Source organism: Streptomyces sp. NPDC091412 (assembly GCF_044756885.1).
Taxonomy (GTDB): domain Bacteria; phylum Actinomycetota; class Actinomycetes; order Streptomycetales; family Streptomycetaceae; genus Streptomyces.
The window spans coordinates 174,322-186,087 of sequence record NZ_JBIVTV010000012.1 but is presented as its reverse complement, the minus strand read 5'-3'; the positions used below and the strand labels follow the sequence as shown (position 1 = coordinate 186,087).

Genomic DNA, 11,766 nt, shown 5'->3' with positions numbered 1-11,766 from the left:
GTCTTACCGGGCGTACGTCCGCCGGTGGGTGGTTTCTTCCGGGCTGCTGTGGGGCCTGCGCCGTGCCCGTCGTGAGGCGGTGGTTCACTGTCCGCGTGTCCGCGTGGTGCTGTGCCGGGGCCCGGTGTGTGGTGCTGCGGGTTTTGCTCGCCGCCGATCGATGGGAGGCGGGCGTCTTACCGGGCGTACGTCCGCCGGTGGGTGGTTTCTTCCGGGCTGCTGTGGGGCCTGCGCCGTGCCCGTCGTGAGGCGGTGGTTCACTGTCCGCCTGTCCGCGTGGTGCTGTGCCGGGGCCCGGTGTGTGGTGCTGCGGGTTTTGCTCGCCGCCGATCGACGGGGGCGGGCGCCTTACCGGGCGTACGTCCGCCCGTGCGTGGTCGCTGCCGGGCCTGCGCCGTGTCCTTGGTGCAGGCCCGTTGTGTCTCAGTGGTTGTACGTCTGGTGGCAGATCCTGGTCTCCGGGCTGTCCGGTTTCCAGCCGCCGTACTGCCTGCCGAGGGCGCAGAGGTCTGCGTTCGGTGGCAGGGCGTGCTTGGGGCCGGGGAGTTGTGCGCGCGGTGGGGGCGCGGGCCGTGGGTGCCGGGGCGCCGCGTGTGCCGGGGCCGGGCTGGGGGAGTGCGCCGGTGCCGGCGGCTGCCGCTTCCCGGGCGGGGCTCCCGCGGACGGCGCCTGGGCCGGTTCGGCCGGGGTGGCGGAGTGGCGCGGGTTGCCGATGTGCTCCAGGGCTTCGCGGGCGGGGGCCTGCACGGCCGGGTGCCCGGCGCTGCCGTCCGGGCGCGCGACCGATAGAGGGGTGGTGGTGGCCGCCGCCGGGCCGGGCGCGGGCGGCCGCTCGACCGTGACACAGCCGGAGAGGGCCGAGACGGCCGCGGAGACCAGGAGCGTTGCGGTGGTCGTCGTACGATGCACCCGTGCAACTCTGCTGGGTGCGGGCCGTGATCGGACCGCGGCCGGGCGGAGGATGCCACGGACGGGTGATCCTGGGCCCCGTAAGGGGTGTCTCACCGCGCCCGCCGCTGACGCCGGGTGACGGATGCCGGCTTCAGTCTCCCGTCGTTCCGTCGATCCGCTCGCGGAGCAGGTCGGCGTGCCCGTTGTGCCGGGCGTACTCCTCGATCATGTGGGTGTAGATCCACCGCAGGCTGAACGGTTCGTCGGTGCGGTTGCTCTTGCGCTGCGACATCTCGTCCAGGCCGAGGCCCGCGGCGTTGCGGCGGGCGGTCTCGATCTCGGACTGCCAGGTGGCGTACGCCTCCGCCCAGGTGTCCGCCTCGGTGACGTGGAAGTCGCCGTCCGGGTCCTGCTCGTCGAAGTAGATCGGTCCGGGGTCGTCCATCAGGAGCACGTTGCGGAACCAGTGCCTCTCCACCTCGGCCATGTGCCGCACCAGACCCATCAGGGTCAGCTCGGACGGCTCCGCGGACGCGGTCCGCAACTGCTCGTCGGTCAGGCCCTCGCACTTCTGCGCCAGCGTCTGCCGGTGGTACTCCAACCAGCCTTCCAGCATGGCGCGTTCGGAGGCGTTCTGGGCGGGCTCTTGTCGTCGCTCGGTCGTCATGCCCCGATCCTGGCCCACACCCGGCCCGTCACACCAAGGGTTTTCCGGCGCCGAACATCCCCTCCAGCAGTTCCCGCAACCCCGCCCGCAACTCCTCCAGTTCCGGCACCTGGGCATGGAACGATCCCGCCACGCAGGAGTACATGAGCCCGTCCGCCCAGGCGACCAGCGACAGCACGTGCCGCTCCGGGGTGGTCGAGCCCATCGCCGTGACCAGCGTGCCGAGTTGGTCACGGAAGCGCGCGCCCGCCGCGTCGAAGTAGGACCGCAGTTCCGGGCGGCGGGTGGCCTCCAGGGCCAGCTCGTAGCGGGCGAGCGTCAGGGCCCGGTTGCGGGTCAGCGCACGGTGGGTGGCCAGCACCAGTCCCTCCACCAGCGAGTCGAGCCCCCCGGTTCGCGGGTCCGGCATCTCGTGCAGCGCCAGCACCCGCGCCTCCCGCTCGGCCAGCCGCCGCACCGCCAGTTCCAGCAGGGCCTGCCGGGTGCGGGCGAGGTTCGACGTCGAGCCCTGCGGCAATCCGGCCCTCTCGTCGACCGCCCGGTGGGTCAGACCGCGCATCCCGCGCTCGGCGAGCAGGGCGAGCGCGGTGTCGGCGACGAGATCGGCGCGCTGAGCGCTCTCGGGACGTGCGGACATGGAGATCAACCTACCCGGCGACTACACCCGTAGTGCAGCGCACTACATCCGTAGTATCGTCGAGCCGCCGGTTCACTACAGATGTAGTCTCACTGTGCAGGAGGAGCCATGCCCCAGCAGCCACGCGCCGTCGTCATCGGCGGCGGCATCGCAGGACTCACCGCGGCCGCGGCCCTGCACCTCGGCGGCCGGCAGGTCACGGTGCTGGAGCGGGCCCCCTCCCTGGAGCCCGTCGGCGCCGCCATCTCGCTCGCCCCGAACGCCCTGCGCGCCCTGGACGCCCTCGGCATCGGCGACCGGATCCGCGATCTCGCCGCCTGGCAGGGCGAGGGCGGGCTGCGCGGCCCGTCCGGCCGCTGGATCACCAGGACGGACGCCGCCGCGGCGGCCGAGCGGTTCGGCGGCCCTCTCGTCCTGCTGCACCGCGCCACCCTGATCGAGAGCCTGGCCGCCCTCCTCCCGCCCGGCACCGTCCGCACGGCCGCCGACGCGCGCCTCGCCGACCCCGGGGACGACCACCGCCCGGCCCGCGTGAGCACCCCCGACGGTGAACTGGAGGCCGACCTGGTGGTGGCCGCCGACGGCGTGCACTCCGTTGTGCGCCGCACGCTGTTCCCGGCCCATCCCGGGGCCGTCTACGCCGGATTCACCACCTGGCGGCTCGTGATCCCCGTACCCGGCGCCGAGTTCGCCTCCCACGAGACCTGGGGCAGGGGACGCCTGTGGGGCACGCACCCGCTCAAGGACGGCAGGGTCTACGCGTACGCCGCCGCCGTCACGCCTCCCGGCCGGCGCGCGGCCGACGACGAGAAGGCCGAACTCCTGCGCCGCTTCGGGCACTGGCACGACCCGATCCCCGCCGTCATCGCCGCCGCCCGTCCCGAGGACGTGCTGCGCCACGACGTCCACCACATCGCCCAGCCGTTGCCCGCCCACCACCGCGGCCGGACCGTACTCATCGGCGACGCCGCCCACGCCATGCCGCCGAACCTCGGGCAGGGCGGCAACCAGGCCATCGAGGACGCCGTCGTCCTCGCCCACCACGCCGACGACCTCGCCGCCCACACCGCGGCCCGGCTGCCCCGCACGACCATGATCGCCCGCCGGGCCGTCAGGGCCGCGCGGCTCGACATGATGCGCAACCGCGCCGGGATCGTCCTGCGCGACCACGCGATCGCCGCGCTGTCCAGGGTCGGCCCGGACCTGCTCCTGCGCGGATTCGACGGCATCGCCGACTGGCGTCCCCCGCAGCCCCCGTATGCTGCCGTGCAGTCAGGCACGGCAGAGCGGTGAAGGAGCCCAGGTGAAGGTCGGCTGCATCGGACTCGGCGACATCGCGCAGAAGGCTTACCTGCCGGTGCTCGGCACCCAACCCGGAGTCGACCTGCACCTGCAGACCCGGACGCCCGGGACGCTCCAGCGGGTCGCCGACAGCCTGCACCTGCCCGCGGAGCGGCGCCACGCCGACCTGGACTCCCTGCTCTCCCAGGACCTGGACGCCGCCTTCGTGCACGCCCCCACCGCCGTCCACCCGAAGATCGTCACCCGGCTCCTGGAGGCGGGCGTGCCGACGTACGTCGACAAGCCGCTCGCCTACGAACTCGCCGACTCCGCGCGGCTGGTCGGGCTCGCCGAGGAGCGGAACGTCTCGCTCATGGTCGGCTTCAACCGGCGCCACGCACCCGGCTACGTGCAGTGCGCCGACCACCCCCGCGAGCTGATCCTGATGCAGAAGAACCGCATCGGACTGCCCGAGGTACCGCGCACGATGATCCTCGACGACTTCATCCACGTCGTGGACACCCTGCGGTTCCTGGTGCCGGGCGAGGTCGACGACGTCACCGTACGCGCGCGCGTGCGTGACGGCCTGCTGCACCACGTCGTGCTGCAACTCGCCGGGGACGGATTCACCGCGCTCGGCGTGATGAACCGGCTCAGCGGTTCGACGGAGGAGGTCCTCGAGGTCTCCGGGCAGGACACCAAGCGGCAGGTCGTCAACCTCGCCGAGACCGTCGACCACAAGGGGCAGCCGACCGTGCGCCGGCGCGGCGACTGGGTGCCCGTCGCCCGGCAGCGAGGCATCGAGCAGGCCGTGCTGTCCTTCCTCGACGCCGTACGCGCCGGGAAGGTGCTCAGCGCCCGTGACGCGCTGGAGACCCACGAACTGTGCGAACGGGTGGTACGGGCGGTTCTGGAGCGCTCCGGCGCCGCCTGAACGCCCGCAGTCCCTCCGCCGCGCCCAGCACGGCCAGCACCAGCAGGGCGCCGTGCGCGGGCCAGTCGCCGAAGCGGACGTACAGGGTGACGCCGTGCGCGGTCGGTACGTCGTACACGCGCGCGGTGCTCGTGTCCGTGCCCAGCCAGGAGCCGACGCGCTGCCCGCGCGGGCCGTACACGGCGGACACGCCCGTCAGCGTGGCGTGCACCATCGGCCGCCCGGTCTCGGCGGCACGCAGCGCGGCCAGCGAGGCGTGCTGCTCGGGGGCCCAGCTCTGCTGGAAGGTCGACGTCGAGGACTGCGCGAGCAGTACCCGCGCGCCGTCCCGCGCGAGATGCCGGCTCATGTCGGGGAACGCCGTCTCGAAGCAGATCATCGGGCCGACACGCAGGCCGTGGCCGGCGTCCATCACCACCTGCTCGGTGCCGCGCCTGCGGTCCTCACCCGCGGCCCGGCCGACGGAGGTCGCCCAGCCGAGCACCGAGCGGGCCGGGATGTACTCGCCGAACGGGACGAGCCGCATCTTGTCGTAGCGCTCGCCGGTCGGGCCGTTCGGGCCGACGAGGACCGAGCTCTTGTATATGCCGGGCTGGTCGGAGCGCCGGGCGTCCACGTTGACCAGCACGTCGGCGCCGGTCGCGCGGGACAGCGCCGCGATCCGCCGCGCCAGGTCCGGCCGGTGGCTCAGGTCGAAGCCGACGCTGCTCTCGCCCCAGACGATGAGGTCGGGGTGCTGTCCCACCAGGCGACGGGTCAGCTGTTCCTCCAGGTCGAACCGCCGCTGCCCGCTCTCGGTGCCGGCCACGACACCCGGCTGCACGACGGCGATCCGGACGTGGCCGTCGACGCCGGGGCGCGGCGCCCACATCCACACCGCGGAGGTCGCCGCGGCCGTGGCCACCAGCCCGGCCACCGCGGGCACCCGGGCCGCGCGGACCGCGACGAGCAGCGCGACGGCGACATTGACGGCCACCACCAGGAAACTCAGCAGCCACACCCCGCCCACGGAGGCCAGCCGCAGCGCCGGGGCCACCTGCCACTGGCTGGAGCCCAGCATGCCCCACGGTCCGCCCAGCCCCTGCCAGGACCGGACGAGCTCGATCGCCAGCCACGCCGACGGCAGCACGACCAGCGCGGCCGCCGCCCGCCCCGGCGAGGGCGTCCCCGCCAGGAACCGCCGTACCAGCCGGCCCCAGGGCGCCCACAGCACGCCCATGAGCGCGGCGAGCACGACGGTGAACACGTGCAGGTTCGGCAGCAGCCAGTGGAAGACGGCCAGCATGAACCCCAGCCCGCCGGACCAGCCGTCGTACGCCGCCCGCCTCCCGGTCGGAGCGGAACGGACCAGCAGGATCCACGGGACCAGGGCGACGTAGGCGAACCACCACAGCGACGGGGCGGGAAACGCCAACACGAACAGGGCACCCGCGAGCGCGGCGAGCACCGAACGCCGCCACGGGGAGGTGAGCCACCGGCCGAACATCTTCATACGGTGCCCTCCTACCCCCGCGGATGGCTCCAGTGTGCGCGCCCCGGAAGATCCCGCCCAGTGGGCCTTGGAGGCGCCCGGAATTCCTGTCTCCGCGCGCGAGCGCCGGGGTCCTAGGATGATCACATGGGGTGTGGTCGCTCGGTGCTGCGGAGGTCAGAATGAAACGTCTCGTCACAGTCGTCACCGGCGGTGGCCGGGGCATCGGGGCCGCGATCTGCCGACGGCTGGCGGCCGACGGGCACGACGTGGTCGTGGGGTACGTCGACGACACCGCGGCCGCCGAGGCGGTGGCCGACGAGGTGCTCGAGGCCGGGGCGCGCGGGGTGACCGTGCGGATGGACACCTCGGTGGAGGCGGACGTCGAACGGCTCTTCGCCGTGGCGGAGGAACGGCTCGGGCCCATCACCGGACTGGTGAACAACGCCGGGGTGAGCGGACCGCTGGGCCGGCTCGCCGACACCGACACCGCCGATCTGCGTCGCGTCGTGGACGTCAACCTGCTGGGCACCCTGCTGTGTTCGCGCCGTGCGGCCCAGCTGATGGCGCCCCGGAAGAACGGCGTGATCGTGAACGTGTCGTCCGCGGCCGCCACACTCGGCAGCCCCGGGGAGTTCGTCCACTACGCCGCGACGAAGGCCGCCGTGGACGCCCTCACCCTGGGCCTGGCCAAGGAACTCGGCCCGGACGGCATCCGCGTCAACGCGGTCGCGCCGGGCATGATCGACACGGGGATGCACGCGGCGATGGGCGACCCGGACCGGGCGCGGCGGGCGGCCGGAAACATCCCGCTGGGCCGGGCCGGCCGGGCGGAGGAGATCGCCGCGGCCGTCGCATGGCTGATGTCACCGGACGCCTCCTACACGACGGGAGCGGTGCTGCGGGTGTCGGGCGGACGCTGAGCGTGAACCGGGTCGCCCGAACGGGCCGGCCCGGGCCGGAGCGGCGACCGCCCGTGGACCGGGGACGTCAGGCGGCCGCGATGAGCTCGTCCCTCATCGCGGCGGCCCACTCGACCACCAGCAGCTCGTACGCCTCGCGCTCCTGGGCCGACAGGGACCCGCCTGAGCGCAGCCACAGCGACCGGATCTGCTCGTTCAGCTCGGCGGCGGACCGCACGGAACCAGGGGCCACTGAATCGCGGAACATGGCCACAGCCTAGGGGCAAGGACTGACACTGCGCTACCGGACGGCTACAGCGGCCGCATGGACTCGGTCACCCGCGACCGTCCCGACCGCCGTACCGACCGGGACGTCGCGTACGCGTACGCGTGCGGTGCCGTCAGTGGTTCCGCAGGTGGTGGCGCTTGCGCCAGGCGACCGCCGTGCCGAGCACGGCCGGTACCGCGATGCAGGCCATCGCCAGGAGAAAGGCCGGAGAGGTCGGTGCGGAGGCGCGGGCGCCGGCGACGGCGTAGGCGGCGGTGTTGGGGATCGAGCCGAGGGCCGTGGCGAGGAGGAACGCCGTCCAGCCCATGCGGGAGACGGCGGCGCAGTAGTTGGCGGCCCAGAACGGGACTCCAGGGAAGAGCCGGGCCGCCATCATCGAACGGAAGCCGTGCCGGCTGAGCTGCCCGTCCGCCGCCTTCAGCAGCCGGCCGCGCAGCAGCGGGCGCAGCGCGTCCTGGCCCAGCACGCGGCCGAGGCCGAAGGCCGCCCCGGCGCCCAGCACCGTGCCGGCCAGCGCCGCCGCCAGTCCCAGCTGCGAGCCGAACAGCGCGCCCGCGGCCAGGTTCAGCAGCGGCCGCGGCACGAACGCCACCGTGCACAGGCCGTACGCCGCGGCGAACACCACCGTCGCGACGGCCCCGCCCAGCTGCGGTGGCCAGCCGTGTGCCAGCAGTCTCTGCGGCTCGAAGAGCAGCACGGACACTCCGGCCGCCGTGAGCAGGACGAGCAGGAGGGCGAGCCGCGCCCAGGGCGACAGCAGCACACGCGCCCAGCGGGCGGCTGGGCCGGCCGGCGGGGCGGACGGAACGACCGGGACCGGCGGGGCCGTGGGGACGGCGACGGCCGGCTCGGTGGCGGCGGCCCGGGGAGAGGCCGTGGCGGTGCCCCCAGAGCGGGTGGTGGCATCGAGCATTCGGTGACATTAGCGGACGGATGCGAGTGATCGCCGTCCGGCCCGGCTCACGAGTGCGTCCACGAGCAGCACCTCGACCTGGTGGTCGGGCTGTTCCCGGAGGTGCTGCGGACCGGCCGGGGCTGGGCGGGCGCCGCCGAGTGCGCGCCGTCGGCGCCTTGGCCAAGTCCCCAAGCCCCCGGCCCTCTTGTCCTGAGAACCGTTCGCCGCCCTAAAACCGTTCGACGGGCGGCCGGGTGTCGTGAATGATCGGTCCCATGTTCCGGCACGCCTTCGTCCTCGCAGCATCCGCGGTAGCGGATGCCCCGGAGGCTGCCGTCCTGATCCTCGTCGCCGCAGTCGACGGCGCCCGAAGCTGACCCTCCCCGGATCGTCCGGCGGACCCCTCAGGGGGAGGGTCGGCCATCCCGTGGGGTCCCGCAGCATCTACCAGGCTTCGAGGTACAGCCATGCCCAAGACGGCGTACGTACGCACCAAACCGCACCTGAACATCGGCACGATGGGCCATGTCGACCACGGCAAGACCACGTTGACCGCCGCCATCACGAAGGTGCTGGCCGAGCGCGGCTCCGGCACCTTCGTCCCGTTCGACCGCATCGACCGGGCCCCGGAGGAGGCCGCGCGCGGCATCACCATCAACATCGCGCACGTCGAGTACGAGACCGACACCCGGCACTACGCGCACGTGGACATGCCGGGCCACGCCGACTACGTCAAGAACATGGTCACCGGGGCCGCGCAGCTCAACGGCGCGATCCTCGTCGTCTCCGCGCTCGACGGGATCATGCCGCAGACCGCCGAACACGTGCTGCTCGCCCGGCAGGTGGGCGTGAACCACATCGTCGTCGCCCTCAACAAGGCCGACGCCGGCGACGAGGAGCTCATCGACCTCGTCGAACTGGAGGTCCGTGACCTGCTCACCGAGCACGGCTTCGGCGGCGACGCGGTACCCGTCGTACGCGTCTCCGGGCTCCGCGCCCTGGAGGGCGACCCGCGCTGGACGGCGTCGATCGAGGCGCTGCTCGACGCGGTGGACACCTACGTGCCGATGCCCGAGCGGTACCTGGACGCGCCGTTCCTGCTGCCGGTGGAGAACGTGCTCACCATCACCGGCCGCGGAACCGTGGTGACGGGCGCGGTCGAGCGCGGCACGGTCCGGGTCGGCGACCGGGTCGAGGTACCGGGTGCCGGCCTGGAGACGGTGGTCACCGGTCTGGAGACCTTCGGCAAGCCCATGGAGGAGGCACAGGCCGGGGACAACGTGGCGCTGCTGCTGCGCGGGGTGCCGCGTGACGGGGTCCGCCGCGGCCACGTCGTCGCGGCGCCGGGCAGCGTGGTCCCGCGCCGGTGCTTCACCGCGCGGGTGTACGTGCTGTCGGCGCGCGAAGGCGGCCGTACGACACCGGTGTCCACTGGCTATCGGCCGCAGTTCTACATCCGCACGGCGGACGTGGTGGGCGACGTCGACCTCGGCGAGGCGGCCGTCGCGCGGCCCGGCGACACGGTCACGATGACGGTGGAGCTGGGGCGCGAGGTGCCCCTGGAGCCGGGGCTGGGGTTCGCCATCCGTGAGGGCGGCCGCACCGTCGGCGCGGGGACCGTGACCGCCCTCGTGTGAAGGGAACCCGCGGAGGTCGGGGATCGCCGGCCGGTGCTTGTCGGCCGGCGGTCCCCTCGCCGCCTCTCGCGTGACGGAGGCGTCCGGTGCGTGACGGGGCCGTCCGGGGTGTGACGGCCCGGCACAATGGACGCGTGAACGAGCCGATACCCGTGACCCGAGCCGTCGATCACGGGACCGCCAAGCTGATGCCCGACGTCGACCGCGAGCGGGCCTGGCTGCTGACCGTGGACGGTGCGCCGCAGTCGTACGTCGACCTGGACGCGCCCGCCCACCTGGAGTTCGAGTACGCGCGGCGGCTCGGCCACGCCCTGGACACGGTCGCGCGGCCGGGCTCCCCGCTGGACGTGCTGCACCTCGGCGGGGGCGCCCTCACCCTGCCGCGGTACGTCGCCGCGACCCGGCCCGGCTCCCGGCAGGACGTCGTCGAGGCGGACCGCGGCCTGCTGGAGATGGTCGTCGCGCACCTGCCGCTGCCGGACGGCGCCGACGTCTCGCTGCACGCCGCCGACGCCCGCGCCTGGCTGGAGGCCGCCCCCGACGACTCGGCGGACGTCCTGATCGCGGACGTCTTCGGTGGCTCCCGCGTCCCGGCCCACCTCACGTCCCTCGGCTACGTCCGCGAGGCGGAGCGCGTGCTGCGCCCCGACGGGGTCTACCTCGCCAACCTCGCCGACGCCGCCCCGTTCGCCTTCCTGCGTTCCCAACTCGCCACCCTCGCGGAGGTGTTCGAGGAGATCGCGCTGATCGCCGAACCCGCGGTGCTGCGCGGCCGCCGCTTCGGCAACGCGGTGCTGATCGCCGCGCACCGCCCGCTCGACGTGGCCGCGCTGACCCGGCGGACCGCCTCCGACGCGTTCCCCGCCCGCGTCGAACACGGCGCCACACTGAGGGAGTTCACCGGGGGTGCCGGGCCGGTGCGGGACGACGAGGCCGTACCGTCGCCCGAGCCTCCGGACGGCGCGTTCGGCATCGGCTGATCGGTGCCGCCCGGCGCCGCCACGGGTGCCGCTCAGCCGCCGGTCGGGGTTCCGTGCAGCCGGACCGTACTGAGGATCTTCATGATGGTCGCGGTGGGGACCTCCTCGCCGACGCCCTTGGCACCGTAGAAGTTCCAGGACACGAAGTCCCCGGCGGAGTTCTTGAAGCCGAAGGAGAGCGCCTTGCCGTCGCTCGCGCACTTGCCCTTCTGGGGCGTGTTGTTCGACCGGGCCCAGGCGATGCTGCCGTTGATGCCCGACGTGGTCGTGTAGGGCTTGGCCTTCTGGTCGAACGTCAGGCTCTTCTTGTCGGGCTGGGTGTAGCCGCCGTAGACCCACCAGCCCACGGTGTTCACGGCCACCTCGTTGGTGTCCTTGGCGCCGTCGGCACCCTTGGTGCCCACCGCGGCGAGCGACGTGTCCTCCTCGCGGCCGTCCTTGTCGTCGTCGGACGTGCACCACTTCGACTTGTACTCGGCCACGCCGGACATGATGGTGATCAGCTTGCCGTCCTTGTGCTCCTCGAAGCCGATGCTCACCCCCGCCGACTGGACCTCCCAGTCGGCCGGGACGTCGAAGGCGATGCCCCGCTTGGGGTTCACGACGACCTTCCAGCCGGGGATCGTCGGCTTCTCGGTCTCCGTGCCGCGCGGGTTGTCGTCCGAGCCCGAGTCCGAGGCGCTCGGGTCGGCGGAGGCCGAAGCGGTGGGCGACGGGCTCGACTTGGCGTCGTTCGACGCGCCGTCGGCCTTGTCGTCCTTGTTCCCGCCGAGAACCAGGAAGCCGGTCACCCCGGTGGTCAGAGCCACGGCCGTGAGGCAGAGGATCGCGACGAGCTTCGTCCGGTTGTCGCCCCCGCCCGGCTGCTTCGGCGACTGGGGGCCGCCTATCTGTGTGGGCGCACCCCACTGCGGTTGCTGGGCATATGGGTTGGGCTGCTGGTAGCCGGGCTGCTGATAGGGATTGGGCTGTTGGTGTCCCGGCTGCTGGTACGGGTTGTTCTGCGGGTTCTGCTCGCCCCCGGGCGGCTGCTGTCCTGGCCACATGGCCAGTAACCCTAGTGGCGCCAGGGACACGATTCGGTCACCGCTCTTTGTCAGGGACGTACCAGTGACGGGTGCGGATACCGGCCCGCCCGCTCTGGCCCGGACGGTCTACTGATGAGTAACATTCCGGTATGAG

12 protein-coding genes are annotated in these 11,766 nt (G+C 73.2%); 5 read left to right on the top strand and 7 right to left on the bottom strand.

Annotated features, from left to right (window positions below; all coding sequences use genetic code 11):
* Positions 1–423: 423 nt before the first annotated feature.
* The 3 genes from ACIQMV_RS26410 to ACIQMV_RS26400 form a co-directional block, all read right to left on the bottom strand.
* Positions 424–909, bottom strand: coding sequence for a hypothetical protein (locus tag ACIQMV_RS26410; RefSeq protein WP_402595967.1), 486 nt, complete (start codon positions 907–909; stop codon positions 424–426).
* A gap of 133 nt (positions 910–1,042) precedes the next feature.
* Entirely contained in the window at positions 1,043–1,558 is a 516-nt protein-coding gene (locus tag ACIQMV_RS26405) for a DinB family protein (RefSeq protein ID WP_402595966.1), read from the bottom strand.
* Positions 1,559–1,586: 28 nt separating this feature from the next.
* Complete coding sequence (locus ACIQMV_RS26400; protein WP_402595965.1) at positions 1,587–2,195, bottom strand: TetR/AcrR family transcriptional regulator; 609 nt, start codon at positions 2,193–2,195, stop codon at positions 1,587–1,589.
* A 108-nt stretch (positions 2,196–2,303) separates the two neighbouring features.
* Between ACIQMV_RS26400 and ACIQMV_RS26395 the strand changes: the two genes are divergently transcribed.
* Positions 2,304–3,488 carry an FAD-dependent monooxygenase gene (locus ACIQMV_RS26395; RefSeq protein WP_402595964.1) on the top strand — a complete coding sequence of 395 codons (1,185 nt, stop codon included), beginning with the start codon at positions 2,304–2,306 and terminating at the stop codon, positions 3,486–3,488.
* 10 nt (positions 3,489–3,498) lie between these two features.
* A complete protein-coding gene (locus ACIQMV_RS26390) occupies positions 3,499–4,410 on the top strand; it encodes a Gfo/Idh/MocA family protein (protein ID WP_402595963.1) in 912 nt (303 codons plus the stop codon).
* Here ACIQMV_RS26390 and lnt read toward each other — a convergent pair.
* Positions 4,328–5,902, bottom strand: coding sequence for an apolipoprotein N-acyltransferase (gene lnt, locus ACIQMV_RS26385; protein ID WP_141363058.1), 1,575 nt, complete (start codon positions 5,900–5,902; stop codon positions 4,328–4,330). The genes ACIQMV_RS26390 and lnt overlap by 83 nt on opposite strands.
* Positions 5,903–6,063: 161 nt before the next feature.
* On the opposite strand from lnt, the gene ACIQMV_RS26380 reads away from it, so the two are divergent.
* Positions 6,064–6,804: an SDR family NAD(P)-dependent oxidoreductase gene (locus ACIQMV_RS26380; protein ID WP_141363061.1), complete on the top strand. Its 741-nt coding sequence runs from the start codon at positions 6,064–6,066 to the stop codon at positions 6,802–6,804.
* Positions 6,805–6,871: 67 nt separating this feature from the next.
* On the opposite strand, the gene ACIQMV_RS26375 is transcribed toward ACIQMV_RS26380, so the two are convergent.
* Both ACIQMV_RS26375 and ACIQMV_RS26370 read right to left on the bottom strand, forming a co-directional pair.
* Positions 6,872–7,051, bottom strand: coding sequence for a hypothetical protein (locus ACIQMV_RS26375; RefSeq protein WP_141363062.1), 180 nt, complete (start codon positions 7,049–7,051; stop codon positions 6,872–6,874).
* A 133-nt stretch (positions 7,052–7,184) separates the two neighbouring features.
* Positions 7,185–7,985, bottom strand: coding sequence for a TVP38/TMEM64 family protein (locus ACIQMV_RS26370; protein WP_402595962.1), 801 nt, complete (start codon positions 7,983–7,985; stop codon positions 7,185–7,187).
* Between the two features lie 449 nt (positions 7,986–8,434).
* Between ACIQMV_RS26370 and tuf the strand changes: the two genes are divergently transcribed.
* Positions 8,435–9,604 carry an elongation factor Tu gene (gene tuf, locus ACIQMV_RS26365; RefSeq protein WP_402595961.1) on the top strand — a complete coding sequence of 390 codons (1,170 nt, stop codon included), beginning with the start codon at positions 8,435–8,437 and terminating at the stop codon, positions 9,602–9,604.
* Positions 9,605–9,738: 134 nt separating this feature from the next.
* On the top strand, positions 9,739–10,584 hold the full coding sequence (locus ACIQMV_RS26360; protein WP_402595960.1) for a spermidine synthase: 846 nt from the start codon (positions 9,739–9,741) through the stop codon (positions 10,582–10,584).
* A 32-nt stretch (positions 10,585–10,616) separates the two neighbouring features.
* Here ACIQMV_RS26360 and ACIQMV_RS26355 read toward each other — a convergent pair whose 3' ends face one another.
* Positions 10,617–11,630: a hypothetical protein gene (locus ACIQMV_RS26355; protein WP_402595959.1), complete on the bottom strand. Its 1,014-nt coding sequence runs from the start codon at positions 11,628–11,630 to the stop codon at positions 10,617–10,619.
* Positions 11,631–11,766: the final 136 nt, after the last annotated feature.